The organism is Streptomyces sp. HUAS MS02, assembly GCF_055702265.1.
In genome coordinates this window covers 2559492-2585561 of the sequence record NZ_CM146747.1, presented here as the reverse complement: position 1 = coordinate 2585561, position 26070 = coordinate 2559492, and the positions used below count along the sequence as shown (strand labels likewise).

The following is a 26070-nucleotide window of genomic DNA, read 5'->3' as shown; positions in this document are numbered from 1 at the left end:
ACATGAGCCTCGTCATCGGCCCCTTGGACCTCTCCGCCCACGTAGACGAGGCCCTGGCCGTCCAAGCCGTCGCTTTCGGACTGGGCCCCGACGAGGTCGCGGTCCGCCGCCAGATCGTCCTCCGTCACATGACGTACCCGGGGGCCAGAGCCCTCGGCGCCACGGCCGGAGGCCGCCTCGTCGGGTTCGTCTACGGCATGCCCAACGACCGCACCCACTGGTGGTCCACCGTCGTCGAGCCCTACCTCCGCGCCCTCGGCCACGACCACTGGCTGGACGACTCCTTCGTCATCACCGAACTCCACGTCCACCCCCGCCACCAGAACCACGGCATCGGCCGCGCCCTGATCACCACCATCACCGACAACGCCGCCGAACCCCGTTCGATCCTCTCCGCGATCGACGTCGACAGCCCCGCCCGCGGCCTCTACCACTCCCTCGGCTACACCGACCTCGCCCGCCGGGTCGTCTTCCCCAGCGCCCCCAAGCCGTACGCGGTGATGGGCGCCCCCCTGCCCCTGCGCCGCAGGTAGCCGACCCGCCGGCCCCGCCCGCCACCACCGGATTTCCACGGGCACCCGCCCCCCGGCTAACCTCCTGCCATCAACCAAACCCCGGCAGGAGTACGACAACCATGGCGAACGCACCGGTCCAGCGCATGTCCCAGTTGATGGCGAAGACGCTGCGCGACGACCCCGCGGACGCCGAGGTGCTCAGCCACAAGCTCCTCGTCCGCGCCGGTTACGTCCGCCGCACCGCGGCCGGTGTGTGGACCTGGCTGCCGCTCGGCAAGAAGGTCCTCGCCAACGTGGAGCGGATCGTCCGCGAGGAGATGGACGCGATCGGCGCCCAGGAGGTGCTGCTCCCCGCGCTGCTGCCGAAGGAGCCGTACGAGGCGACCGGCCGCTGGGACGAGTACGGCCCGGAGCTGTTCCGCCTGAAGGACCGCAAGGGCGGCGACTACCTCCTCGGCCCCACCCACGAGGAGATCTTCACGCTGATCGTGAAGGACCAGGCGTCCTCCTACAAGGACCTGCCGGTGATCCTCTACCAGATCCAGACCAAGTTCCGTGACGAGGCCCGCCCCCGCGCCGGCATCCTGCGCGGCCGTGAGTTCCTGATGAAGGACTCGTACTCCTTCGACACCGAGGACGAGGGCCTGGCCCAGTCGTACGCCCTGCACCGCCAGGCGTACCAGAAGGTGTTCGAGCGCCTCGGCCTCGACTACCGCATCTGTGCCGCCACGGCCGGCGCGATGGGCGGCTCGAAGTCGGAGGAGTTCCTCGCTCCGGCGGGCGCCGGCGAGGACACCTTCGCGGACTGCCCGGCGTGCGACTTCGCGGCCAACACCGAGGCGATCACCTTCGAACTGAAGCCGGTGGACGCGGGCGACGTACCCGCCCTCGAAGAGATCCCGACCCCCGACACCCCGACCATCGAGACCCTCGCCGCGCACCTCGGTGTCGAGGCCTCCGCCACGCTGAAGAACCTCCTCGTCAAGGTCGACGGCGAGATCGTCGCCGTCGGCGTCCCCGGTGACCGCGAGGTCGACATGGGCAAGGTCGAGGCGCACTTCGCCCCGGCGGTCGTCGAGATGGTCACCGAGGCGGACTTCGCCGGCCGCCCCGACCTGGTCCGCGGCTATGTCGGCCCGCAGGGCCTCGGGGAGAAGGTCACGTACATCGCCGACCCGCGCGTCGCCCCGGGCACCGCCTGGATCACCGGCGCCAACAAGCCGGGCACGCACGCCAGGAACGTCGTCGCGGGCCGGGACTTCGAGGTCGGCGAGTACGTCGACGTCGTCGTGGTCCAGGAGGGCGACCCCTGCCCGAACTGTGGCACCGGCCTCAAGCTGGACCGCGCCATCGAGATCGGCCACATCTTCCAGCTCGGCCGCAAGTACGCCGACGCCCTCAAGCTCGACGTCCTCGGCCAGAACGGCAAGCCGGTCCGCGTCACCATGGGCTCCTACGGCATCGGCGTCTCCCGTGCGGTCGCCGCCCTCGCGGAGCAGTCCGCCGACGACAAGGGCCTGTGCTGGCCGGCCGAGGTCGCTCCGGCCGACGTCCACGTCGTCGCCGCGGGCAAGGCCCTCCAGACCGAACTGGCCCTCGACGTCTCCGAGAAGCTGCGGGCCGCCGGCCTCCGCGTCCTGGTCGACGACCGCGCGGGTGTCTCCCCGGGCGTGAAGTTCACCGACTCCGAGCTGATCGGCGTACCGAAGATCCTGGTCGCCGGCCGCCGCTCCGCCGAAGGCGTCCTGGAGCTGAAGGACCGCCGCACCGGCGAGCGCGAGGAGCTGACGGTCGACGAGGCGATCGCCCGCCTGACGGTCTGAGCAACCTCGCTTCTCCCGGACCGTTCCCCGACCGTGGCGCGTGACAGAACGCCACCGCGGTCGGGGAAACCCGGCGGGCGCCGCTAGGCGCGCGGGGCTGTATCGATGTGCGGTTCCGCCGCGCGGGCGCGACCAGCCACATCGTCCGACCCGGTCAGAGCCACCCGGCGAACTCCAGCAACAGCTCGGCGTCCCGCGGCCGCCCCACTCGCCGGGCCCGTACCCCCGACTCCACGGCCCGGAACAACGTCCACCCCCGCAGCCGCTCCTGATCCACGTCCAGCGACTCGGCCAGTTTCCGCACCCGCCGCCGAGTGATCGCCGCCCCCGACGGGGAGGCGATCAGATCCTCCACGCGATCCCGCACCAGCCGGGCCAGATCGAACGCGCACTCACCCACCACCGGATCCGGGCCCACAGCCAGCCACGGCAACCGCTCCCCGGCCAGCACCTTGCTCTGCCGGAACGTCCCGTGCAGCACCCGCTCCTCCGGCGCGGACTCCAGCAACTCCGCACGGACCCCGAGAGCCGCCTCGACCAGCCCCCGCACCTCGGGGTCCTCCTCGGCGCCCGCCCGCAGGGCCTCCGCCTGCCGGTCCGTCCGCTCGGACACGGTCTCGAAGACATGCGCCTCCGGCGGCTCGACCCACAGTCGGCGCAGGGTCGCCGCGGCCTCCAGCAGCGCCTTCGCCTCGGGCAGCGACCGCACCGACAGATCGGGGTGCAGCCGCTCCAGCAGCAGTACGCCATGACTGTCCCCGGGGTTCAGCAACTGAACGGCTCCCCGCCCGTCCCAGTGCGCGAGCGCGGCCCGCTCGCCCTCCGGCCGGGCCCGCTCGGGTGCCAGCTTGAGCACGGCGGGCGTGCCGTCGATGAGCCGCACCAGGATCACCAGACTGCTCCGGCCACCTGGGGCCTGTACCCGCTCGACCGTCAACTCGCGTAGATCGACGGCCTGTTGGGCCAGCGCGGGGAGTCTTTCCAGCCACTCGCCGATCCCGTCCTCGCCGTCCGGCCGACGGGTCTCGGCGAGCGCTCGCACCAGCCGCCGCGGCGGTTCGAAGTCCTCGAAGGCCATGCGCGCCATGGGCGAGTCGTTCCCTTCCGGAGCGTGATCAGCTGTGCCGTGTCGCCGACGGACCGGCGGCTGCCGTCCGCTCGGCGAGACCAGGGAAGGCTACGCTTCCGCCCCGCCACCGCACCGCCCGCACCGCCGCCTCCCGCAGCGCCTCGGCGGCCGTGGCGCGCCGGTCGCCCTCGGCAGCCCGCACGAGATCGGAGTAGACGCCCGCCACCCGCTCCTCCAGCTCCGCGGCGAGCCGCACGGCGGACTCGGAATCGGCCACCTGGAACGGCAACGCGTACCCGGCGGCCGCCACGGCGGGCTTGCCGCCCAGGTCCCGTACGGCCCGGGTGAGCTCGTCCCGGCGGGCCCGGTGCGCGTCGTACGCCTCCCGGGCCTCGCGCCGGCGCGCCTCACCGATCTTCCCGCCGACGACGCCGTAGCCGTACACGGCGGCGTGCTCGGCCCCGAGCGCCGCCTGTACCGCCTTCAGCTCCCCGTTGCTCACTTCGCACCCTCCGTCAACATGTACGCGTGCCCGGCGCCCGCCGCCGCCACCGAGGCCATCAGCCGCGCCACCTCACCCGGCATCCGCAGCAACGCCTTGGCCCGCTTGTCGGCGAGCGCCCGCTCGGCGGCGGCCAGCTCGGTGAGGGCGGCCCCGGGGTCGTCGGGCACGGGGGCGGACGAGGCCGAGGCGGACGAGGACGGCGTACCGGACGGGGACGGCGCACCCGAGGAGGAGGGCGAACCGGACGGGGAAGCGCTCGCCTCACCCGTGCCCGCCCCCTTCGCGCCCCCGAACGCCTCGGCGTGCCGTACGACCTCCGCCCGCAGCGGGGTCAGCAGCGCGGCCAGGTCCGGATGGGCGGCGAGCACGAGGTCGTACCGCTCCACGAGCCCTTCGCTGTCCCGCGCCGCACGTGCGCGCGCCCGGTCCAGCTCCGACCTGCCACTCCCGCCGTCGGACCCCTGACCCCCGGACGAGCACCCCGCGAGCAGCCCCGCACCGGCGGCCCCGACGAGCAAACTCCTTCTGCGCGGTCCCGACGGGGCACGCGACGACAGGCTGAACGACACAGCAGACGTCCTCGGGGGGTCGTACGAACAAAAGAGCGGTGTGATCACGTTACCCGGCCGCGCCCCGGAAGGGGCGCGGGGAACGGCGCGCCGAGCCACGGACAACCCGCACGCGCCGGACGGACTCCGCCGCTCGAGCTCGGAGGCGGACGGCAACACCCCAGTGGAGCGGCTACCCTTTGACCTGACACGCGCCCTACCCACAACAGCACACGCGGCCGAGGAGTCACCCGGATGAGCACCACCCAGAGCGAGAGGCTGCGAGAACTGCTGGAACCGCTCGTACGCTCCCAGGGCCTGGATCTCGAAGAGATCGCAGTGGACTCGGTCGGACGCAAACGGGTGCTGCGTGTGGTCGTCGACTCGGACGAGGGCGCCGATCTGGACACCGTCGCCGATGTCAGCCGCGCCCTCTCGGCCAAGCTGGACGAGACGGACGCGATGGGCCAGGCGGAGTACACCCTGGAAGTCGGTACGCCGGGCGCCGAGCGCGCCCTCACCGAACACCGTCACTACCGCCGTGCCGTGGACCGTCTGGTGAAGTTCGCGCTCCGCGAGGACGGGGAACTGATCGCCAGAATCCTGACCGTGGACGACGACGGCCTCGACCTCGAAGTGCCCGGGGTGAAGGGCCGCAAGGCCACCACCCGCCGGCTCGCCTTCGCGGAGATCGACAGGGCCCGCGTCCAGGTCGAGTTCAACCGCAAGGACAAGAAGGACCAGAAGGACATGACGGAAGAGGAGGAGGCGTAGCCGTGGACATCGACATGAGTGCTCTCAGGGGCTTGGTACGGGAGAAGGAGATCTCCTTCGACCTGCTCGTCGAGGCGATCGAGGCGGCCCTCCTCATCGCCTACCACCGCACCGAGGGAAGCCGCCGCCACGCGCGCGTGGAGCTCAACCGGGAGACCGGCCATGTGACCGTGTGGGCGAAGGAGGACCCCGAGGACCTGGAGGAGGGGCAGGAGGCGCGCGCGTTCGACGACACCCCGTCGGACTTCGGGCGCATCGCCGCCACCACCGCCAAACAGGTGATCCTGCAGCGACTGCGGGACGCCGAGGACGACGCCACGCTCGGTGAGTACGCCGGGCGAGAGGGCGACATCGTCACCGGTGTGGTCCAGCAGGGCCGCGACCCGAAGAACGTGCTCGTCGACATCGGCAAGCTGGAGGCCATCCTGCCCGTGCAGGAGCAGGTCCCCGGCGAGACCTACCAGCACGGCATGCGGCTCCGGTCGTACGTCGTGCGGGTGGCGAAGGGTGTGCGCGGCCCCTCCGTGACGCTCTCCCGCACCCACCCGAACCTGGTGAAGAAGCTCTTCGCCCTGGAGGTGCCGGAGATCGCCGACGGGTCCGTCGAGATCGCCGCCATCGCCCGGGAGGCGGGGCACCGCACGAAGATCGCCGTCCGCTCGACCCGCAGCGGTCTGAACGCCAAGGGCGCCTGCATCGGCCCGATGGGCGGCCGGGTGCGCAATGTCATGGGCGAGCTGAACGGTGAGAAGATCGACATCGTCGACTGGTCGGACGACCCGGCGGAGATGGTGGCGAACGCGCTCTCCCCGGCCCGGGTCTCCAAGGTCGACGTCGTGGACCTCGCGGCCCGCTCCGCGCGCGTGACGGTGCCCGACTACCAGCTGTCGCTGGCGATCGGCAAGGAGGGCCAGAACGCCCGCCTCGCCGCCCGTCTCACCGGCTGGCGGATCGACATCCGGCCGGACACCGAGCAGCCGTCCGAGTAGTCGTCGGAGGCGTCGTAGTCGTCGTAGTCGTCCGAGCGGCCGGGGAATAGATCCAAGCCGCAGGTCGCTTAGATCACGTCAGTTATATGCGCGGCAACTGTTCGATTCTTGCCCCAAAGGGGTGAGGTCGGCGCGGGGAGGTAGACTTAGCAGTGTCTGGCCGGACGCGTGCCCGCGCATGCCCTGAACGCACCTGTGTGGGGTGCAGGCGGCGATCGACCAAGACCGAACTGCTGCGCGTCGTGGCGATCGAGGGTGAATGCGTCCCCGATCCTCGCGGTACGCTGCCCGGCCGGGGTGCGTACGTACACCCCGTTCAGGTCTGTCTCGACCTGGGCGTACGCCGCCGGGCGTTCACACGGGCGCTGCGCGCCCCGGGAGCGCTCGACACAAAGGCGTTGCGCCGTTACGTGGAGCAGACAACAGTTGCCGAGCAGGCAACACCGTAAGACGTGTCGCACGGAACCTCCGTGCGGCCCTGGTACCCCGCGAGTTGGAAGTAGGTCGAGATTGCGATGAGCACTCGATGAGCACGCGATGAGTACGCCCATGAAGTAGCGACGGTCCGGACGCACCCGGACCTAAAAAGGAGCGAAGTGGCTAAGGTCCGGGTATACGAACTCGCCAAGGAGTTCGGGGTTGAGAGCAAGGTCGTCATGGCCAAGCTCCAGGAGCTCGGTGAATTCGTCCGTTCGGCGTCCTCGACGATCGAGGCGCCCGTTGTACGCAAGCTGACTGACGCCCTCCAGCAGGGCAGCGGCGGCGGCAAGCCCGCCCCGCGCAAGGCCGCCCCGGCACGTCCGGCGGCCCCCTCTCCCGCGCAGGCCGCACGTCCGGCCGCGCCCCGTCCCGGCCCGGCCGCGCCGAAGCCGCCCGCCGCCGAGCGGCCCGCCGCTCCGGCCCCGGGTCCGCGCCCGACGCCCGGTCCCAAGCCGCCGACGCCGAAGCCCGCTCCGGCCTCCCCGGCCCCGAGCGTGCCCGAGTTCCAGGCACCCCCGTCGGCTCCGGCCGCGCCTTCCCCGCGTCCGGGTGCCCGTCCCGGCCCGGCCGCTCAGCGACCGGCCGGAGGCCACGGAGGCGCCCAGCGCCCGAGCGGTCCCGGCCAGGAGCGTGGCGGCCAGGCCCCGCGCCCCGGTGGTGCCCGTCCCGGCGCCGGTGCGCCCAAGCCGGGCGGTGCCCGCCCCGCGGGTCCGCGTCCCGGCAACAACCCCTTCACCAGCGGTGGCTCCACCGGCATGGGTCGCCCGCAGGGCCCCCGTCCCGGCGGCGCGCCTCGCCCTGGTGGACACGGCGGCCAGGGCGGCCCCGGCGGTGCCCAGGGCGGTCCGCGTCCCGCGGCTCCCGGCCAGGCGCCCCGTCCGCAGGGTGCCGGCGGCGGTCCCCGTCCGCAGGCTCCGGGCGGCGCCCGTCCGACCCCGGGCGGCATGCCCCGTCCGCAGGGCGGTCCCCGTCCCGGCGGTGGCCCCGGCGGCCCCCGTCCGAACCCCGGCATGATGCCGCAGCGCCCGGCTGCCGGCCCGCGTCCCGGCGGCGGTGGCCCCGGTGGCCGCGGTCCCGGTGGCGGCGGTCGTCCCGGTGGCGGTGGCGGTCGTCCCGGTGGCGGTGGCGGCTTCGCCGGTCGTCCCGGTGGCGGCGGTGGCGGTTTCGCCGGTCGTCCCGGTGCTCCCGGTGGCGGTGGCGGTTTCGCCGGTCGTCCCGGTGGTCCGGGTGCCGGCGGCGGTGGCCGTCCCGGCTTCGGTGGCCGTCCCGGTGGTCCGGGTGCCCGTGGTGGCACGCAGGGCGCCTTCGGCCGTCCCGGCGGTCCCGCGCGTCGCGGTCGCAAGTCGAAGCGGCAGAGGCGCCAGGAGTACGAGGCCATGCAGGCCCCGTCGGTCGGCGGCGTGATGCTGCCTCGCGGCAACGGCGAGACCATTCGCCTGTCGCGCGGTGCGTCGCTCACCGACTTCGCCGAGAAGATCGGCGCCAACCCCGCCTCCCTCGTCGCGGTCATGATGAACCTCGGCGAGATGGTCACGGCCACGCAGTCCGTCTCCGACGCGACCCTCGAGGTCCTCGCCGGCGAGATGAACTACACGGTCCAGATCGTCAGCCCCGAGGAGGAGGACCGCGAGCTGCTCGAGTCCTTCGACCTGGAGTTCGGCGAGGACGAGGGCGACGAGGACGACCTGGTCGTCCGCCCGCCGGTCGTCACCGTCATGGGTCACGTCGACCACGGTAAGACCCGACTGCTCGACGCCATCCGCAAGACGAACGTCATCGCGGGCGAGGCCGGCGGCATCACCCAGCACATCGGTGCCTACCAGGTCTCCACCGAGGTCAACGAAGAAGAGCGCAAGATCACCTTCATCGACACCCCGGGTCACGAGGCGTTCACCGCCATGCGTGCCCGTGGTGCCAAGTCGACCGACATCGCGATCCTGGTCGTCGCGGCCAACGACGGCGTCATGCCGCAGACGGTCGAGGCGCTCAACCACGCGAAGGCGGCCGGTGTGCCGATCGTCGTCGCGGTCAACAAGATCGACGTCGAGGGCGCCGACCCGACCAAGGTGCGCGGTCAGCTGACCGAGTACGGCCTGGTGGCCGAGGAGTACGGCGGCGACACGATGTTCGTCGACATCTCCGCCAAGCAGGGTCTGCACATCGACTCGCTGCTCGAGGCGGTCATCCTGACCGCCGACGCCTCGCTCGACCTGCGGGCCAACCCGAACCAGGACGCGCAGGGCATCTCGATCGAGTCCCGTCTCGACCGCGGCCGCGGTGCCGTGGCGACGGTCCTCGTCCAGCGAGGCACGCTGCGGGTCGGCGACACGATGGTGGTCGGCGACGCGTACGGCCGTGTCCGTGCCATGCACGACGACAACGGCAACAACGTGCTCGAGGCGGGCCCGGCGACGCCGGTCCAGGTCCTGGGTCTCACCAACGTCCCGGGTGCGGGCGACAACTTCATCGTCGTGGACGAGGACCGTACGGCCCGTCAGATCGCCGAGAAGCGCGCCGCCCGTGAGCGCAACGCCGCGTTCGCCAAGCGCACGCGCCGCGTCTCGCTCGAGGACCTGGACAAGGTGCTCAAGGCCGGCGAGGTCCAGCAGCTCAACCTCATCATCAAGGGTGACGCTTCTGGTTCCGTCGAGGCCCTGGAGTCCTCCCTGCTCCAGCTGGACGTCGGCGAAGAGGTCGACATCCGCGTCCTGCACCGCGGCGTCGGTGCGGTCACGGAGTCCGACATCGACCTGGCGATGGGCTCCGACGCCATCGTGATCGGCTTCAACGTGCGCGCCGCCGGGCGTGCGCAGCAGATGGCCGAGCGCGAGGGCGTGGACGTCCGCTACTACTCGGTCATCTACCAGGCGATCGAGGAGATCGAGGCGGCCCTCAAGGGCATGCTCAAGCCGGAGTACGAAGAGGTCGAGCTCGGTACGGCGGAGATCCGCGAGGTCTTCAAGTCGTCCAAGCTGGGCAACATCGCGGGTGTTCTCATCCGCTCCGGCGAGGTCAAGCGGAACACCAAGGCCCGCCTCATCCGCGACGGCAAGGTCATCGCGGAGAACCTCAACATCGAGGGTCTGCGTCGCTTCAAGGACGACGTCACCGAGATCCGCGAAGGCTTCGAGGGTGGTATCAACCTCGGAAACTTCAACGACATCAAGGTGGACGACGTCATCGCGACGTACGAGATGCGCGAGAAGCCGCGGGGCTAAGCCGGTGGTTCACGCCGGCCGGGGGTGCCATGGAGTGCCCCCGGCCGGTGTGGCCGTTTTCCGCGCAGTTCCCCGCGCCCCTTTTCAGGGGCGCGGGGAACTGCGCGAGAAGCCCCATTCAGCCGCGGACAGGGGCCGACACAAATCCTGTCGAGCCCCCATCGCGTTCGATGTACGGTTCTGATGTTGCCGCCCGGCCTACGGGTGGGCCATCGATCCCGTACCGGCGGGTGAACCGGATACACACATGTACGTGGGGACTCTGTCCTTCGATCTCCTCCTCGGCGACGTACGGTCGCTCAAGGAGAAGCGCTCCGTCGTCCGCCCGATCGTGGCCGAGCTGCACCGCAGGTTCGCGGTGAGCGTGGCGGAGGTCGACCATATGGATCTGCACCGCAGGGCCGTGATCGGTCTGGCGGTGGTGTCCGGTGACACGGGGCACCTGACCGACGTACTGGACCGGTGCGAGCGGCTGGTCGCCGCGCGCCCCGAGATCGAGCTGCTGTCGGTACGCCGGCGCCTGCACGGCGACGACGACTGAACCGGCGGCACGGGGACAGTTGAAGAAGCAGTAGTTACGCAGAACGAGCTAGGAGACGGACCAGTGGCCGACAACGCGCGTGCCAAGAGGCTGGCGGACCTCATCCGAGAGGTGGTGGCCCAGAAGCTGCTGCGCGGGATCAAGGACCCGCGGCTCGGCTCACACGTCACCATCACGGACACCCGGGTGACCGGGGACCTGCGGGAGGCGACCGTCTTCTACACGGTGTACGGGGACGACGAGGAGCGGGCGGCCGCCGCCGCGGGGCTGGAGAGCGCCAAGGGCATCCTCCGTTCCGAGGTCGGCCGGGCCGCCGGCGTGAAGTTCACGCCGACCCTCACGTTCGTGGCCGACGCCCTCCCGGACACCGCCAAAACCATCGACGACCTCCTCGACAAGGCGCGGGCCTCGGACGCCGCGGTGCGCGAGAGCGCCTCGGGGGCCAAGTACGCCGGTGAGGCCGACCCGTACCGCAAGCCGGGCGACGACGCCGATGACGACGAGGATGCCGCCGCCGAATGACCCAGCAGCGTCAGAAGAACACCACGCCCGACGGCCTTGTCATCGTCGACAAGCCGTCGGGCTTCACTTCGCACGATGTCGTCGCCAAGATGCGGGGCATCGCCCGGACCCGACGGGTCGGGCACGCGGGGACGCTCGACCCGATGGCCACCGGAGTGCTCGTCCTGGGGGTGGAGAAGGCGACCAAGCTGCTCGGTCACCTCGCCCTCACCGAGAAGGAGTACCTCGGCACCATCCGGCTCGGGCAGACGACGGTCACCGACGACGCCGAGGGCGAGATCACGGCGTCGGTCGACGCGTCGAAGGTCACCCGGGACGCGGTCGACGCCGGTGTGGCCGAGCTGACCGGACAGATCATGCAGGTGCCGTCCAAGGTCAGCGCCATCAAGATCGACGGCGTGCGGTCGTACAAACGGGCCCGGGACGGCGAGGACTTCGAGATCCCCGCCCGGCCCGTCACCATCTCCTCCTTCGCCGTGTACGACGTCCGCGAGGTCGTCGCCGAGGACGGCACCCCCGTGCTCGACCTGGTGGTGTCGGTGGTGTGCTCCTCCGGGACGTACATCCGCGCCCTCGCCCGCGACCTGGGCGCGGGACTGGGCGTCGGCGGCCACCTCACGGCGCTGCGCCGCACCCGCGTCGGCCCGTACAAGCTGGACTCCGCGCGCACCCTCGACCAGCTTCAGCAGGAGCTGACCGTCATGCCGGTCGCCGAGGCCGCCGCGGCCGCGTTCCCCCGCTGGGACGTGGACGAGAAGCGGGCCAGGCTCCTGCTGAACGGCGTCCGCCTGGACATGCCCGAGGAGTACGCGGACCGGGGCGCCACCGCCGTCTTCGACCCCACCGGCCGCTTCCTGGCCCTGGTCGAAAGCCAGAAGGGCAAGGCGAAGAGCCTGGCAGTCTTCGGCTGAGCCTGCGCCGGCCCATGGGCTGGGTAGGGGTAGGGGTGGGCATGGGGGCTGAGAGTTCTTGCGGCCCCCGGGGCCTGCGGGTTATTCAGGGGCGTGGGAGACGCCGGCTTCTGCGGGGTGCCGCGCACGGCGGTTTCTAGGGGCGCGGGGCACGGCGGCTTCTGGGGGGCGCGGGGCACGGCGGCTTCTGGGGGGTGTGGGGCCCTGCGGTTTTTAGGGGCGCGGGGAACTGCGCGATCAACCACGTACTACCCGCACCCGCAAAACCCAGCGCGACAACCCGAGTTATAGGCGGGGGGTGCCAGGGGCGCAGCCCCTGCCCCTGGCCGGAGCCACACGCACCGCACCACATCGCACCGCACCCGTCACGACACGGCCAAGCCCAGCGGAGCGTGGAGCGGCGGTCACGGGGTAGCTGTTCCCGCCGCTCCACGGTCCCCCCTCGGTTCCCCCACCCAGAGGTGTATCCATCTGCTCGGGGCTATTCACCCCTTCGTGCAGGCGCTCGGAGTGAACCGAGGGAGCGGAAGGGGGCGCGTTCGCCGCGCGATCTGTTCCGCTGATCTTCACGTGCCTACCGTCGGAACACAGGTACGACGGGGAGGTCAGGACATGGTGGTACGGGGCCGTCGGGCGACCGACGACGGCCGCCGGGCGGCACGGGACGAAGTCCTGGTGCGGGTCGGCGATCTGGCGGGACGACCACGCGGCACGGGCTTCGTCGCCGACCACCACGGCACGGTCGTCACCAGCCACGAGGCGGTGGACGGCCTGGCCCGGATCGTGGTGCGCGCCACCGGCGACCGTGTCTGCGTGGTGACGTCCGACGCGGTCACCCCGCTGCCCGCCCTCGACCTCGCGCTCATCCGCACCCAGGGGCTGTCCGTGGACCCGCTGCCCTTCGCCCCGCGGGACGAGGTCGAGACGGGCGCGTACGTCCGTATCGCGGCCGGCGGCTGGCGCGAGGCCCGGGTGCTGGGCACGGCGGACGTCACGTACACCGCGACCGACGGTTTCCATCTGTTGCGCGGCGCCCTGGAGTTGGCGATCGGCACCGCCGGGAGCGAGGCGCTGCGGCTGGGCGGAGGCGCGGCCGGGGGGCCCGTGCTCGACATGACCACGGGTGCGGTCCTGGGTGTCCTCGGTACGGCCCTGGAGGCACAGCACCGGGCCACCGGCTTCGCCGTTTCCCTGCGCGGGTGGCGGGCCGAGCAGCCGCTGGCCGAGCTGCTCGCGCGCAACGCGGCGACCGTACCGGCGTACGGGACCGATCTGAACCTGGCGGGGGTGCTGGAGCTGACGGCCACGACGGTCGGCTCGGACGGGCCGGGGGCGGGTGCCGGAGCTGTGGCGGCGGCCGGAGCCGATCCCGTCGAACGGGTCGATGTCGTACGGGAGTTCAGCGCCTTCTCCGAGGGCCCCGCCACGGTTCTCGGTCTCGTCGGACCGCCGGGCAGCGGCCGTACGACGGAACTGGCCGCGCTCGCCGCCCGACGTGGCCGGGGTCCTGCCCCCGCTCCCACCCTCTGGCTCCGCGGCGCCGACCTCCTCTCCGACGACACCTCCGTGGCGGACGCGGCCCGCCGCGCCCTGGAACGCGCGGGACGGATCGTGGCGGCGGCCTCGGCGGAGGCCTCTGTGGTCGGGGCGGACGCGGAGAGTTCGACGGGGGAGTGGGGCGCTTCGCCGGAGGCGGGGGAGGCCGGTGGATGGGCCGCGTCGGACTTCTCGGCCGCTTCCGCCGCTTCCGCGAGTGCGTGCGGCGGTGAGAGTGCCTCGGGCGGTGGGGACGGGCGGGCCTGGCTGCCAGGGCGATACCAGGGCGAGTTGGGGGACATCCGACCGGAGCGGCTGGCGCGGCTCGCGGAGGCCGAGGGGCGGCCGCTGCTGCTGCTCCTCGACGGACCCGAGGGGATGCCGCCGACCCTCGCCCACCGGCTGGCCGAGTGGACCGCGGGAACGGTCGAGTGGCTGCGGGCGAACGGGGCTCGGCTCGTGGTGGGCTGCCGCGCCGAGTACTGGGAGCGGGCGGGGGCGCACTTCCCGGCGGAGCTGCTGCATGGTGAGGCGCTGCACGGTGAGGGGCACCCCCGACCGGCCTGCGTGCGCCTGGGCGACCTGACCGAGAGCGAGGCCCGCCGGGCGCGCCTGCGATACGGGATCCCCGAGGACGCGCTCCCCGCCGCGGACGCCCGCCACCCCCTGACCCTGCGACTCCTGTCCGAGGTCCGGGCCGCCCTCTCGGCCCCCACGAACGGCAGGCCCGGCGAGGATGGCGCCTTCGCCGGCCCACCGGACGAGCCCCCGGCCGGGTCCACCTGGGCGAACCGGCCCGACGAGGCCTCGGAGGACCGGGCACCGGGGGACCGGGGACCGGAGAAGCAGGGCGGGGTTGGTCGGGGGCCGGAGGACCAGGGCGGGTACGGCGGGGCGCCCGAGCATCACGTCTGGGACGGTCGGGAAGGCCAGGAAGCGGGTGAGCCCGGCTGTCACTGGCTCCGTGCCCCGCAGGCTGGTGCTGAGGGTACTTCAGCCTGGAGCACCACCGCGCCCGCCCCCGAACCCGGCGGTGCCTCCGCTCCGCCCGGTTCCGCACCACGCGGCGTCGGCGCTCACCCACCGGGACGGACGCCGCCCTCCACCGACCGAGAACCGTCCTCCTTCAGTGCCACGGCACCCTCCTTCGCCGCGACGGCACCCTCGTCAGGCGCGACCTCCGCCCCGGGGGCGGCCGCCTCGGCTGCGGGGTCGGCCGTCCACTCGCCGGGCGCGACTTCCTTCGCGGGCGGGGCCTCCGCGTCCGGCGGGGCCTCCCCGTACAGCACGGCATCCGCGTACGGTGCGGCCTCCTGCCCAGGTCCGGCGGCCTCTTCTCCCGGCTCGACCGGTTCCTCCGCCGACCAGACCACCTACGGGCCCGGCCCCACCACGCCCCCCGCCGGCCCAACCACACCCCCCACACCCCCCAAACCCTCCGGCCTCCCCGGCAGGGACGACGTGTTGGCTGCCTATCTGGATCTGATGTGTCTGCGGGTCGCCGTGCGGCTCGCCGCGGTGAACGGGGTGCGAGGGGCCGGCGTACGGCGGCTGGCGGCGCAGGTCGCGGGGCAGGTGCACGAGGCCGCCCGGCGATGTCTGGGCCCCGGGCAGGGGGAGTTGGACCGGGCGGCGTTCGAGGCCGTGTTCCCCTGGGGACCCGTGCCGGGACGGCGGCTCGGCGGCACCACCGGCTGGGCCTCGGCCGTACTCACCGAGGGCCTGCTCGTCCCGGCCGGCGACGGCTACCGCTTCGCCCACGAGGAGCTGGCCGACTGGATCCAGGGCGCCCACCTGGACCTCGACGCCGCACTGCACGCGCTCGTGCACCACGGCTGGGTCGCCCAGGCCGAGGCACGGCGCGGCTGGGGCACGATGCCCTCGGAGGCGCGCGTCCGCAGGCAGGCCCGCCGGGCCACCCGCAACCTCCCCGTGCCCCGCCACCGGATCGGCCCCGTCGTCCACGCCCTGCTTCTCCTCGGCCGCCAACAGGGCCCCACCGAACTTGCCGGACGTCTGGAGGAGTTGCTCGACGCCCTGGACGCCCTCCTGCCCCCGGGCGCCCCCGCCCCCGACGACCCCACCTGGTGGGCCACCCGTCTCCTGGCCGAGGTCCTGCTCCGGGTGCCCGACGCGACGCCGTACACCAGGGTGCTGCGGTTCCTCACCGAGCGGATCGGGGCCTGGCGTGCCCAGGGCCGAGGCGTGCCGGCCGAGTTCGGGCCGGCCTTCTGGGCCTCGCTGCCCCTGCCCGAGGCGGAACGGTTCGACCTGCTGCGACGCCTGGTCGTCGCCGACCCGGCCACCGGCGAGGGGCCCCGCTATCTGGACGCGGTCTCCCGGCTGCTGGCGGCCGACCCCACCGCCGTACAACCGCTCCTCACCCGCTGGTTCCTGGACGACACCCCGTTGGTCGCGACCCCGGACGCCACCGTGGCGACGGCCGCGCAGGCACTGCTGCACACCCATCGCCGATGCGCCTTGGACGACCTGACCGAAGCCCTCGTCGAGAGCGCGCATCGACGGGGCGACGAACTCCTCGCCGTACTGTCCGAGGAAGAGCCCTCGGCGGTGTGCCGGGCCGTCGACCGGTGGACGCACGACGAGCGTCCGGCCCGGCGCGTCGCGGGACTCGCGTACGGGCTGCGGACCGCTCCGCACGTCAGCACCGAGGTGGACCGCGAACTCCTCCGCTACGCGGCACTCGCCTTGCTGGGCCGCCCCGCCGACGTCACCCTGCACAGCGGCGCCCTCGCCCTGCTCGTACGGGATCCGCGAACCAGGTCCCGGTATCTGTCGCAGGCACTGGCGCGCTTCGCCGACGGTGATCCGCAGCTGCCCGCGAGCGCCGTGGTCACCGCGCTGGCCACCGACCCGGACCCGGTCCTGGAAGCCTTCCGCGCGCGGCTGCGCGTGCCGGGCGCCGAGGGCTCGGACGGGGAGGCCCTGCGTACGCTCGCCGAGGTCACCACGCCCGGCCTCGCGCGCCGCGTCACCGTCCTCGTACGGGAGGTCGTCGCGCTGCGTCCCGAGGTGGCCGGACACGTCGCCGGGTACGTCGACCGCAGACTGGAACACGGGCCGGGCACCCGCGCCGTGCTGTTCCCGCTGGTCAGTGGCCTCATCCTCGACGGCCCCGTCCAGGTGCGCGCGGCTCTCGCGGCGGTCTTCGCCGAGCCGGGCACCGCCGTCTCCGGCCCGCTGCGGCGCGAACTGCTCGACCTGCTGATGGCGACCGAGCGGGACCCCTCCGTCCTCGACGCGCTGTTGCGGGCGATCGTCGCGAACACGACGGGCAGATTGGATACGGCGGATACGGCGGATACGGCGGGTATGGCGGGCCTCGACCGCGCGTCCGTCCGGGTGCTGGTACACCGGATCGGACTGCTCCTCGTCCGTACGCCCGAAGGGGCCACGCGGTTCGACTGGGCGCTCGTCGACATGGCGCGCCATGTGCCGGGTTTCGCGGAGCTGGTGGCCGGCTGGCTGAGCGGCACGCCCCAGGAGTGGGCGGCGGTGGTGGGTCCCAGCACGCGTCGGATGATCGAGAACCTGGCTGGCGTACCGGGGGTGCGGGTGTCGGCGTGAGGAGGGGCGCGCGTGCCGGGTCGGGGGGCTGGGTGTCGTGCTCCGGGTCACAGCCCGGATGCCGATGCGGGCGGAGAGCATCGGGCATGGCACCCTTAGACCTGCGCAAGGATTGAGCGTCAATACGGACACGGGTTCGATGAGGAGCGGTCACAGTGCAGCGCTGGCGTGGCTTGGAGGACATCCCCGAGGACTGGGGGCGCAGCGTCGTCACCATCGGTTCCTACGACGGGGTGCACCGCGGGCACCAGCTGATCCTCCGGCACGCCGTGGAACGCGCGCGTGAGCTGGGCGTTCCCTCCGTCGTCGTCACCTTCGACCCGCACCCCAGCGAGGTCGTGCGCCCCGGTACGCATCCTCCGCTGCTGGCCCCGCACCACCGCCGTGCCGAACTGATGGCCGAGCTGGGCGTGGACGCGGTCCTGATCCTGCCCTTCACGACCGAGTTCTCGCGGCTGTCCCCGGCCGACTTCGTCGTCAAGGTGCTGGTCGACAAGCTGCACGCCAAGTTCGTCGTCGAGGGCCCCAACTTCCGCTTCGGCCACAAGGCCGCCGGGGACGTGGCGTTCCTGGCCGAGCAGGGCAAGACGTACGACTTCGACGTCGAGGTGGTCGACCTGTTCGTCACCGGAGAGGCGGGCGGCGGACAGCCGTTCTCCTCGACCCTGACCCGGCGGCTGGTGACCGAGGGCGATGTCGAGGGCGCGCGCGAGATCCTCGGCCGCCCCCACCGCGTCGAGGGCGTCGTCGTACGCGGCGCCCAGCGCGGCCGTGAGCTGGGCTTCCCCACGGCCAACGTCGAGACCCTCCCGCACACCGCGATCCCCGCCGACGGCGTCTACGCCGGCTGGCTGCACGCCGTCGGCGAGGCCATGCCCGCCGCGATCTCGGTCGGCACCAACCCGCAGTTCGACGGCACCGAACGCACGGTCGAGGCGTACGCCATCGACCGCGTCGGGCTCGACCTCTACGGCCTCCATGTCGCCGTCGACTTCCTCTCCTTCGTGCGCGGCCAGGCGAAGTTCGACTCGCTGGACGCGCTCCTCGTGGCGATGGGCGAGGACGTGAAGCGGTGCCGGGAGCTGATCGGCGCGTACGAGGGCGACGAGGCGAAGTAGCCGCCGAGACCTGGAGATGGACCGAGGCCCGTACCGTTCACGGATCGTGAACGGTACGGGCCTCGGTCGTGCCGGCGTGCGGCGCCGGGCTACTGCTGGGGCGGGGCCGGGGGGTGCGGCTGACCCTGCTGCGGCGGATACGGCTGCCCGGGGGCGGGCTGACCGGGCTGACCGGGGTGGCCGCCGGGGTAGCCGGGGTGGCCGTAGGGCTGCGGAGCCTGTCCCGGAGCCGGCTGGCCCGGATAGGGCTGACCGGGATACGGCTGCTGCCCCTGCTGTGGATGCTGCGGGTACTGCGGCGCGTACGGCTGCTGACCGGGCGCCTGCCGGCCCGGCGCCTGCTGACCCGGCATCGGCGGGGCGACGACCGGCGGCGGGTTGCCGTCCGACGTCCACAGGCCGTGCGACTGCTGGTGCCGGGCGATGTCCTCGGCGACCATCGCGGCGAGCGTGAAGTACGCCTCCCGCACCTTCGGCCGCATCATGTCGAGGTCCAACTCGGCGCCCGCGGAGAGGTGTTCGTCGAACGGCACGACCACGACGCCCCGGCAGCGCGTCTCGAAGTGGGAGACGATGTCCTCCACCTTGATCATCTTGCCGGTCTCGCGCACGCCCGAGATGACCGTGATGGAGCGTGCCACGAGATCCTGGTAGCCGTGCGCGGAGAGCCAGTCCAGTGTCGTACTGGCGCTGCTCGCACCGTCCACGGACGGCGTCGAGATGATGATCAGCTGGTCGGCGAGGTCGAGCACGCCGCGCATCGCGCTGTAGAGGAGACCGGTGCCCGAGTCGGTGAGGATGATCGGATACTGCTTGCCGAGGATGTCGATCGCCCGCCGGTAGTCCTCGTCGTTGAACGTCGTGGAGACGGCGGGGTCCACGTCGTTGGCGATGATCTCCAGACCGGAGGCCGCCTGCGAGGTGAACCGCCGGATGTCCATGTACGAGTTGAGGTACGGGATCGCCTGGACGAGGTCGCGGATCGTGGCCCCGGTCTCGCGCCGCACCCGACGGCCGAGCGTGCCGGCGTCCGGGTTGGCGTCGATCGCGAGGATCTTGTCCTGCCGCTCGGTGGCGAGGGTCGAACCGAGGGCTGTGGTGGTCGTCGTCTTGCCCACGCCGCCCTTGAGGCTGATGACCGCGATGCGGTAGCAGGACAGCACCGGCGTCCTGATCAGCTCCAGCTTCCGCTGCCGCTCGGCCTCCTCCTTCTTGCCGCCCAGCTTGAACAGCCCGCCGCCCGAGGCCGGGCGGCTGCTCTTCTGCTTCTGCTTCTTGCTGTTCAGCAGCCGGTCCGACGACAGCTCCACCGCGGCCGTGTAACCGAGCGGTGCGACACCCGGGTTGGTCGGCTGCCGCTGGTCGTGCTGCACGGCCTGCGGCCAGGCGGCGCCGGTGCGGGGGTCGACAGGGGCGGACGGCTGGGGCTGCCCACCGGGCTGACCGGGTTGACCGGTCTGAACGGCATCTCCGGGCTGCCCCGGGTATCCGGGCTGACCGGGGAAGGGGGGCTGGGAGGGCTGGGGTTGACCGGGGTGGCCCGGGTGTCCCGGCTGGGCGGGGGGCTGGGGGAACCCGTAACCGGCCTGGGGCGCGGGGGAGTTGGGCGGGCCCGGAGGGGTCGTCGCCGGCGTACCCGGAGCGGCGGCGGGCGGGAACCCGTAGCCGGGCTGGGGCGCCGGGGGGTACTGAGGGCCGGGCTGCCCCGCCTGCTGAGGAAAGCCGTAACCCTGCTGCGGAGGCACGGGCACACCGCCGGGGGTCCCCTGCTGCTCCGGCTGGACCGGCTGGGTTGGCTGGCTCGGCTGGGCTGGTTGGGCCGGCTGGCCCGGTTGGGCCGGGGGCTGGGGGAAGCCGTAGCCGCTCTGCTGGGGGATGGGTGCCTGCGGGGGGACGGGCGCGCTGGGGGGCGGGAAGCCGTAACCGGGGGTGGGCTGCGCGGGGGGCGCCGCAACGGGATGCGGGGCGATCGGCGGCTGACCCGGGTGTACAGGCTGCCCCGGGTGTCCCGGCTGGCCGGGCTGCTCGGTCTGTCCCTGTCCCTGCTCCTGCTGCTGTGCCTGCTGCTCCGGCTGGCCCGGTCCCGGCTGGCCGGGTTGGGCCAGGGGGAAGCCGTAGCCGCCCTGCTGGGGGATGGGTGCCTGCGGCGGCACGGGCGCGCCCGCGGGCGGGAAGCCGTAACCGGCGGGGGAGGGGGCCCCGGGGTCCTGCGGCGGCGTCGGACCGGGTGCTGGGGTCGGCGGCGCAGCGGCGGCATCGGCGGGCGGCACAGGCGCGCCGGGGGCGGAAGCGGGGACCGCGGCGTCGACCGGGTTGCCCCAGGCCGAGGGCGCGCCCTGAGGGGCCTGCGGGTGGAACGGCTGCTGAGGTGGCACGGAGGGTTCCCCCTGCGCGGCCGCCGGCTGCTGCCCGTCGGGCGTTTCGGGAACCCCAGGTGTGGTCGGAGCCTGTGGTGCGGACGGGGGCCAAGGAGCCGCGGCGGCGGGGGCCTTGGTCTCAGCGAGCTGAAACGCGGGCGGCAACGGCGGAAGTCCACTCTGCGGCGGCGGAGGCGTCCAGGCGGGAGGCGCCTGCGGTACGGCGGTGGGGGCCGCGCCGGGAGCGGCGGCGGGGGACGGGACAGCCTGAGGAGTGCCGGGCTGCGGCGGGAGGTCCTGGGGCGGGGTGGCCTGAGGAGCGGCGCCCTGAGGCGCGGTGGCTTCGGGAGCGGACTCCTGCGAAGCGGTGGCCCGGGGCTCGGCGCCGGGAGAGGAATCGGCGGCCTCGGAGGCGTCGGGAGCGGCGTCCTGCGGAGCGGGATCCCCAGGAAGGGCATCTTGCGGAGTCGCGTCCAGCGGAGCCGCGCCCTGCGGAGCGATGCCCTCGGTGGGCGCTCCCTGTGAGACGGCGCCGGGGGCGGGACTGTCCTGCGAATCCGGGCCCTGGGCGGACGGCTCCTGGGGGTCTGAGCCCTGAGTGGACGGTTCCTGCGGACCGGCAGACTGCGCAACGGCGTCCTGAGATCCCGAACCCACCGGCTCGGCCGCATCGGTGACGCTTGCAGAGACGTCCTCGGAGGCCGCGACGCCACCGGACTGCTCGCCCTCAGGGGCATCGGCAGAGCCAGACGCCACCTCAGCGGCAGAACCCTCGGCGCCGCCACTCCCCTCGCCGTGCTGACCGTGGCCGCTCGCCGCGCCGTGACCCTCGCCGGACGGGGCGGCATCCCCCGACGTCTCGACGATCTCAGCGGCAGCGGAGGCGGCGCCACTGTCTTCGCTCGCACCCGAAGCCGCACCCGCAGGCTCGCCGGAGGCACCCGTGGGCACGGCCACGTCCGCGATCTCACGCTTCAACGCGGTAGCAGAGATGCGCATGGTCGCGCCACTCTCGATGTCCGCACCTTGGCCGCCGGCCTCGGGGGCGGCGGCCACCGGGGGCCAGGGCGGCGGCAACGTGCCACCCGAAGCGCCAACCGGCGCACCGGACGTGTCGACAGGCGGACCGACAGGCGGACCGACCGGCGGCGCGGGCGAAGGCGTCACGGCCCCGTCGGCGGACGGCATGCTCCCCGCGCCCACCCCCGTGTCAGCGTTCGCAGCCGCACCCGAACTCGACCCCGATTCCGAACCGGCCCCCTGCGAAGAAGCGTTCTGCGTGTACCAGGCAGGCGGCGCGTAGTCGATGGTGAACTCGCCCGTCGCCTCGACGGCGGACTCCGCGTCGGACTGGTCATCGCCGGGTGTGGCCCAGCCCCCGCGGATCCCGTCCCGATCGCTGTTCACAATTCCTCCTGGTGTGGTCGAGCACCCTCAAAGCCGTGCCGGGGCCGACCGTTCTGGTCGTTCGAGCCGTGTCGTCGTGACGTCGTGATGTGCGCCCCCGGTCCCAGCCTAATCACCACAAGCGCCATGACGGCAGGCCAGTCCACCCCTGCGTACCTGCCCGCTCCGTCACGCCCTGCCCTGAGATGGCGCACATATCCCCAACGAGTGCCGGCAAATCGGTCATTGCAGGTGAACAACTCGAAAGAAGAAGGAGGCGAAGGGTTACGGGACCGGTACGCCGAGGCGGTCGTATCCGTCAGTCCATCCGCCGGGGCGTACCCAGCAATCCGATCTCGGCGTCGGTCGGCTGGGTCATCACGTACTGCCGGTCACGGTCGGCACTCCAGAGAGTGACACCGTCGGCGAGCGTGGGCAACGACTCGACGTCCGCCCGGGGCAGAGCCATGGTGCGCCCCAACTCCGCCGCCTCGTCGGGCGAGACCCGCTGCACTCCGACCAGACGGGCCTGTCTGATGAGCCGCGGAGCCACCGGGCTGAGGTAGGGCAACAGCGTGAGTACGGACTGCCAGGGCCCGGCGACGACCCGACCGCGCGGCGGCCGCATACCGCAATCACGCACCACCAGCACGGGGCCGGCGGCTGACGCACCCTGCGGCGGCACCCGACCGACGTCGTACACGGCCAGACCGTTCTGGCCGCCGCCCATCGCGTGCACCAACTGCATCCAGGACTGCGCCCGCCCGGTCTCCACGGCGACCCGCGCCCCGGTGGCCGCCGCGCGCAGCGCGAGTACCTGGGCGGTCCACAGTCCGCCGATCAGGACGACGTCATAGGGGGTGGGTCGGTTGATCCCGAGGACGGCGGGTCGGCTCTCGGCGTCGACGCCGATGACGACGCCGTCGTCCCCGACGGGCAGCGCGAGCGAGTCGAACTGCTCCACTGACAGAGCGTGCCGTCCGTGCCGGGGCCCGATCAGTCCGAACCCGGAATGCAACCGCTCACGCATCCGCTCACCCATGGAAGGTTCCGGAATGGAGGAACCGGGTGCGAAGGGACCCGTACCGGTCATGGTCATCACCGAACACCTCCCAGGGGCAGCGTGGCGAGGACGCCCGGTACCTGTTCACGATCGAGCCGCGCGAGCCCGGTCCCGGCCTGCCGGGCCGCGTGCTCCAACGCGCGCCGGGCGACGACGAGTTCGTCGTCGCTGCGGCCCGTCACCCGAACGTGCCCGGTGACCGTCATCTCCTGTCGCACTCCGCGTGCCACGGTCAGACTGAACGTGGTGGCGAGTGCGGGCAGGGCTGTCAGCTGTCCCACGAGCTGCGGAAGGGAGGGACCCCGGCCACCCAACTGCGGCCATCGCCGCACCCAGTAGGTCGTGTGCCGACGGTTGTCGCACCGCCAGTTGCGCCCGGACTCCTCGGTCCGTCGCTGCGGTGTCTCCGTACGCCCCGCCTCGGCCGTCACCAGGGGGTTGGCGCAAGCTGAGGTGGCGACGGCGGTTATCAGCTCCTGCTCGTCGAGCACGGTCGTACGGAATCCGGACCCGGTGAGCCGACTGGCCAGATGGTCCGCGACCCGCACCACGCACTTCTGTGCCCCGAGGAGACCGCCCCCGCGCGCGGCCACGGCTTCCGGGCACAGCTCCGGATCGAGCTTCAGCGCGATCCAGGTGATCCGGATGGCCGGCGTACCCGTCTGGGCCTGCAGCGGCGCGTAGTTGCTTACGGCCACCGACTGCTGGGGCAACTGGATCGCGGGCGCCGGCTGGGTGTGCAGCACGATCTGCGCCCCCTCCAACCGGATCCCGTCGACCGCCAGCGAGTCCCGCACCAGGCCCAGCGGCAACGGCTGCCGGCTCCTGTCCGCCCGAAGCGCCGTGGCGTCCGCCTCGACCTGCAACACGGCACTGACGAACGTGCCGTCCCCGATGATCCCGACGGCACGCCGGTCCCGCCCGCGGTAGGTGTAGCTCCGCAGCGTTGGGTCGCACTCCACCGCGGGCGCGAGCCCCGGCTCGGTCCCGGGCGGTATCACAGTCTCGGCTGCCTTTCGCTGCCGTGCCTTCAACGCCCTTGCCGTGGCCAGCCATTCGGGCAGAGAGCGCCCCCGGCGACGTACTACTGCGAGCAGCACCAGCAGGCTCGCGACGAGGGCCGCGGGCACGAGAACGAGCGGGTGCACCGCCCAGCCGACGAGCAGAACGGCGGCGGCTGCTTCGACGAGGAGGACCTGCCGAAACCGGAATGCGCCGAAGCGCCCGGAACCCGCCTTGAGATGCGGTGCGAAGGGACCGGGAGCGAACGTCGTCACCGCGGGCGGGGCCAGGGAATCGGCGGAAGGAGCAGAACGCGGGTCGACCGCTTCTGTACGCGATCGTGATCGCGTCCGGCGTGCGGAAGCCATTGCTGCAAACCCCCCGTAGTCAGCTGAAACGCCCCACTCGACAGCGGCCTCGATGGGGAACGAACCCTACCCGCCCCACGTGCGCAGTGGCGCAACAGGCATAGTAGGGGCGGGTCTGACAGCGGAGTGCGGGGGCGTTGCCCCCGGCGCGCAGTACGGGGAGAAACAGGCACTCATGGCATCACGGCGGGACGAACTCAACGCCTACACGTTCGCGAAGCGACGCACTCTGGCCGCCTTTCTCCAGCCGTCCCCCTGGGGTTCGGAAGAAGGCGCTCCCAAGCCGTTGCGGGCCGTCGTACCCAGCTTGATCGCAGGCGCCCTCGTCCTAGGCGTCTTCGGTGCCTGGGGCATGTTCCAGCCGACCGCGCCCAAGGGGTGGAACCAGCCGGGCACCCGGGTCATCGTGGGAAAGCAGTCCACGACGCGCTACGTGGTCCTCAAGACGGACGGGACCACCCGCCTGCACCCTGTTCTCAATTTGGCCTCCGCCCGTCTGCTCATGAACGGCGCCGACTACCAGGTCGTCCAGATCAGTGACGAGATCCTCGACTCGGGGAAGCCGCCTCGCGGTCCGATCCTTGGCATCCCCTACGCGCCGGACCGGCTGCCGACGGCCGACGAGGCGGGCGTGGCCAAACGGTGGGCGGTCTGCGAGCAGCCCGGCGGCAAGGGAAGCACGGTTCAGGAGGCGACGTTCGTCCTGGCCGACCGGGACGTGAAGAAGACGGACGGCTCCGAACGCCTTTCCGGCGGCGAGGTCCTGTACGTCAAGACCCGTACCGGGGAACGCTATCTGGTGGACGCCGCCGGGAAGGCGTACCCCGTCGCGGGGGCGGCCACCGAAGAGGACGACCGGAAGCTGACGGACGCGCTCGTGGGCTCCAAGCAGCCGCAGCTCGTCACGCAGGAGTGGATCGACACCCTGCACAAGGGCGACCCGATCGCGTTCCCCGAGCTCCCCGCAGGTGTCGGCTCTCCGGCCGGAGTCCCGGGCCAGCTCTCGGACGACGAGAACCGGGTCGGCATGGTACTCGAGACGGAGACGGGCGAAGGCAAGAAGTACTACGTCGTGCTGCCGGGCGAAGTGAAGCCCGTCAGCGAGTTCACCGCCTGGCTGCTGATCACCTCGCCCAGGACCGGCGTCCTCAACATGAACAGTGAGGCCGCCAAAGTGGGCCTCCAGGACTTCACCGCCGACAGCAGCCCCTTCGCCGGACAGCCGGCGAACTGGCCGGCACGGCGCGCATCCATGGTCAACTCCGCCTCCGCGGAATCGGGCCGCAACACCGTCTGCAGCGTTCTGCGCGATGTGGACGACGACAACGACACGACGCTCAGCACCTGGGCGGGCAGCGAGTACCCTGCCGAGATCGCCGCAGGCGGCGCGAGCACGTACGTCACTCCCGGAACGGGACTGCTCTACACCCAGATCCAGGGCACCGACACCGACTCGGGATCACTCTTCCTCGTGACGGACACCGGCCTCAGGTACGCCGTCCAGGCGAACGGCGACAGCGACAGCGAGCGGTCCGGCGTCGGCGCGGACGGCAAGCAGAAGACGTCGGACGGGACGCCGGAGCCGAGCGAGGCCCAGGTGAAGCTCGGCTACGAGAACGTCCGGCCGGCGAAGGTCCCGCTGATCTGGTCGGAGTTCCTGGCCAAGGGCCCCCGCCTCGACACCAACAGCGCGCGACAGCCACAGGGTTCCTGAGGACGGGCGCCCGCCCACCACCTCTGCCACGGCTTCACACGAC

The 26070-nt window shown here is 72.4% G+C and carries 17 protein-coding genes and 2 pseudogenes; 12 read left to right on the top strand and 7 right to left on the bottom strand.

From position 1 onward, the window contains the following. Nucleotides 1-2 precede the first annotated feature (2 nt). Both ACZ9QC_RS10885 and ACZ9QC_RS10880 read left to right on the top strand, forming a co-directional pair. Entirely contained in the window at nt 3-533 is a 531-nt protein-coding gene (locus ACZ9QC_RS10885; RefSeq protein ID WP_472919976.1) for a GNAT family N-acetyltransferase, read from the top strand. Between the two features lie 101 nt (nt 534-634). Further along, nucleotides 635-2338, top strand: coding sequence for a proline--tRNA ligase (locus tag ACZ9QC_RS10880; RefSeq protein ID WP_472919975.1), 1704 nt, complete (start codon nt 635-637; stop codon nt 2336-2338). A 154-nt stretch (nt 2339-2492) separates the two neighbouring features. On the opposite strand, the gene ACZ9QC_RS10875 is transcribed toward ACZ9QC_RS10880, so the two are convergent. Genes ACZ9QC_RS10875 through ACZ9QC_RS10865 form a run of 3 tightly spaced genes read right to left on the bottom strand, consistent with a single transcriptional unit; the run spans nt 2493 to nt 4430 of the window. Further along, nucleotides 2493-3425 (bottom strand): aminoglycoside phosphotransferase family protein, encoded by a 933-nt coding sequence (locus ACZ9QC_RS10875; protein ID WP_472919974.1) that lies wholly within the window; start codon nt 3423-3425, stop codon nt 2493-2495. 28 nt (nt 3426-3453) lie between these two features. Further along, entirely contained in the window at nt 3454-3909 is a 456-nt protein-coding gene (locus tag ACZ9QC_RS10870; protein WP_472919973.1) for a ferritin-like domain-containing protein, read from the bottom strand. After that, nucleotides 3906-4430: a hypothetical protein gene (locus tag ACZ9QC_RS10865; RefSeq protein WP_472919972.1), complete on the bottom strand. Its 525-nt coding sequence runs from the start codon at nt 4428-4430 to the stop codon at nt 3906-3908. The genes ACZ9QC_RS10870 and ACZ9QC_RS10865 overlap by 4 nt, the downstream gene beginning before the upstream one ends. 285 nt (nt 4431-4715) lie before the next feature. Here ACZ9QC_RS10865 and rimP point away from each other — a divergent pair, with 285 nt between their 5' ends. The 9 genes from rimP (at nt 4716) to ACZ9QC_RS10820 (ending at nt 18137) form a co-directional block, all read left to right on the top strand. Continuing rightward, on the top strand, nt 4716-5234 hold the full coding sequence (rimP, locus tag ACZ9QC_RS10860; RefSeq protein WP_184899989.1) for a ribosome maturation factor RimP: 519 nt from the start codon (nt 4716-4718) through the stop codon (nt 5232-5234). Between the two features lie 2 nt (nt 5235-5236). Continuing rightward, nucleotides 5237-6223: a transcription termination factor NusA gene (nusA, locus tag ACZ9QC_RS10855; protein WP_033527005.1), complete on the top strand. Its 987-nt coding sequence runs from the start codon at nt 5237-5239 to the stop codon at nt 6221-6223. Nucleotides 6224-6375: 152 nt separating this feature from the next. Further along, complete coding sequence (locus ACZ9QC_RS10850) at nt 6376-6672, top strand: YlxR family protein (RefSeq protein ID WP_472919971.1); 297 nt, start codon at nt 6376-6378, stop codon at nt 6670-6672. Nucleotides 6673-6819: 147 nt separating this feature from the next. After that, on the top strand, nt 6820-9921 hold the full coding sequence (infB, locus tag ACZ9QC_RS10845; RefSeq protein ID WP_472919970.1) for a translation initiation factor IF-2: 3102 nt from the start codon (nt 6820-6822) through the stop codon (nt 9919-9921). A 247-nt stretch (nt 9922-10168) separates the two neighbouring features. Continuing rightward, nucleotides 10169-10462, top strand: a complete 294-nt coding sequence (locus ACZ9QC_RS10840) for a DUF503 domain-containing protein (RefSeq protein WP_472919969.1) — start codon at nt 10169-10171, stop codon at nt 10460-10462. Nucleotides 10463-10525: 63 nt separating this feature from the next. After that, nucleotides 10526-10984, top strand: a complete 459-nt coding sequence (gene rbfA / locus ACZ9QC_RS10835) for a 30S ribosome-binding factor RbfA (RefSeq protein WP_472919968.1) — start codon at nt 10526-10528, stop codon at nt 10982-10984. Further along, nucleotides 10981-11895: a tRNA pseudouridine(55) synthase TruB gene (gene truB, locus ACZ9QC_RS10830; RefSeq protein ID WP_472919967.1), complete on the top strand. Its 915-nt coding sequence runs from the start codon at nt 10981-10983 to the stop codon at nt 11893-11895. The genes rbfA and truB overlap by 4 nt, the downstream gene beginning before the upstream one ends. Before the next feature lie 612 nt (nt 11896-12507). Next, on the top strand, nt 12508-17019 hold the full coding sequence (locus ACZ9QC_RS10825; RefSeq protein ID WP_472919966.1) for a trypsin-like peptidase domain-containing protein: 4512 nt from the start codon (nt 12508-12510) through the stop codon (nt 17017-17019). 155 nt (nt 17020-17174) lie between these two features. Beyond that, nucleotides 17175-18137: a bifunctional riboflavin kinase/FAD synthetase gene (locus ACZ9QC_RS10820; protein ID WP_472919965.1), complete on the top strand. Its 963-nt coding sequence runs from the start codon at nt 17175-17177 to the stop codon at nt 18135-18137. 89 nt (nt 18138-18226) lie between these two features. On the opposite strand, the pseudogene ACZ9QC_RS10815 reads toward ACZ9QC_RS10820, so the two are convergent. From ACZ9QC_RS10815 to eccE, 4 genes and pseudogenes are all read right to left on the bottom strand, one after another. After that, nucleotides 18227-20512: pseudogene (locus ACZ9QC_RS10815) on the bottom strand (MinD/ParA family ATP-binding protein); the annotation flags it as partial. 1305 nt (nt 20513-21817) lie between these two features. After that, a pseudogene (locus ACZ9QC_RS10810) lies at nt 21818-21901 on the bottom strand (SCO5717 family growth-regulating ATPase); the annotation flags it as partial. A 298-nt stretch (nt 21902-22199) separates the two neighbouring features. Next, entirely contained in the window at nt 22200-22979 is a 780-nt protein-coding gene (locus tag ACZ9QC_RS10805; RefSeq protein WP_472919964.1) for a hypothetical protein, read from the bottom strand. Beyond that, a complete protein-coding gene (gene eccE, locus ACZ9QC_RS10800; protein WP_472919963.1) occupies nt 22979-24313 on the bottom strand; it encodes a type VII secretion protein EccE in 1335 nt (444 codons plus the stop codon). The genes ACZ9QC_RS10805 and eccE overlap by 1 nt, the downstream gene beginning before the upstream one ends. A gap of 175 nt (nt 24314-24488) precedes the next feature. Here eccE and eccB point away from each other — a divergent pair, with 175 nt between their 5' ends. Continuing rightward, nucleotides 24489-26027: a type VII secretion protein EccB gene (eccB, locus tag ACZ9QC_RS10795; RefSeq protein ID WP_472919962.1), complete on the top strand. Its 1539-nt coding sequence runs from the start codon at nt 24489-24491 to the stop codon at nt 26025-26027. Nucleotides 26028-26070 lie beyond the last annotated feature (43 nt).

Coding starts and splice junctions, on each gene's coding strand:
- ACZ9QC_RS10885 (WP_472919976.1), top strand. CDS start 3: ATGAGCCTCGTCATCGGCCCCTTGGACCTCTCCGCCCACGTAGACGAG.
- eccB (WP_472919962.1), top strand. CDS start 24,489: ATGGCATCACGGCGGGACGAACTCAACGCCTACACGTTCGCGAAGCGA.
- ACZ9QC_RS10875 (WP_472919974.1), bottom strand. CDS start 3,425: ATGGCGCGCATGGCCTTCGAGGACTTCGAACCGCCGCGGCGGCTGGTG.
- truB (WP_472919967.1), top strand. CDS start 10,981: ATGACCCAGCAGCGTCAGAAGAACACCACGCCCGACGGCCTTGTCATC.
- ACZ9QC_RS10805 (WP_472919964.1), bottom strand. CDS start 22,979: ATGACCATGACCGGTACGGGTCCCTTCGCACCCGGTTCCTCCATTCCG.
- ACZ9QC_RS10840 (WP_472919969.1), top strand. CDS start 10,169: ATGTACGTGGGGACTCTGTCCTTCGATCTCCTCCTCGGCGACGTACGG.
- rimP (WP_184899989.1), top strand. CDS start 4,716: ATGAGCACCACCCAGAGCGAGAGGCTGCGAGAACTGCTGGAACCGCTC.
- ACZ9QC_RS10880 (WP_472919975.1), top strand. CDS start 635: ATGGCGAACGCACCGGTCCAGCGCATGTCCCAGTTGATGGCGAAGACG.
- ACZ9QC_RS10825 (WP_472919966.1), top strand. CDS start 12,508: ATGGTGGTACGGGGCCGTCGGGCGACCGACGACGGCCGCCGGGCGGCA.
- eccE (WP_472919963.1), bottom strand. CDS start 24,313: ATGGCTTCCGCACGCCGGACGCGATCACGATCGCGTACAGAAGCGGTC.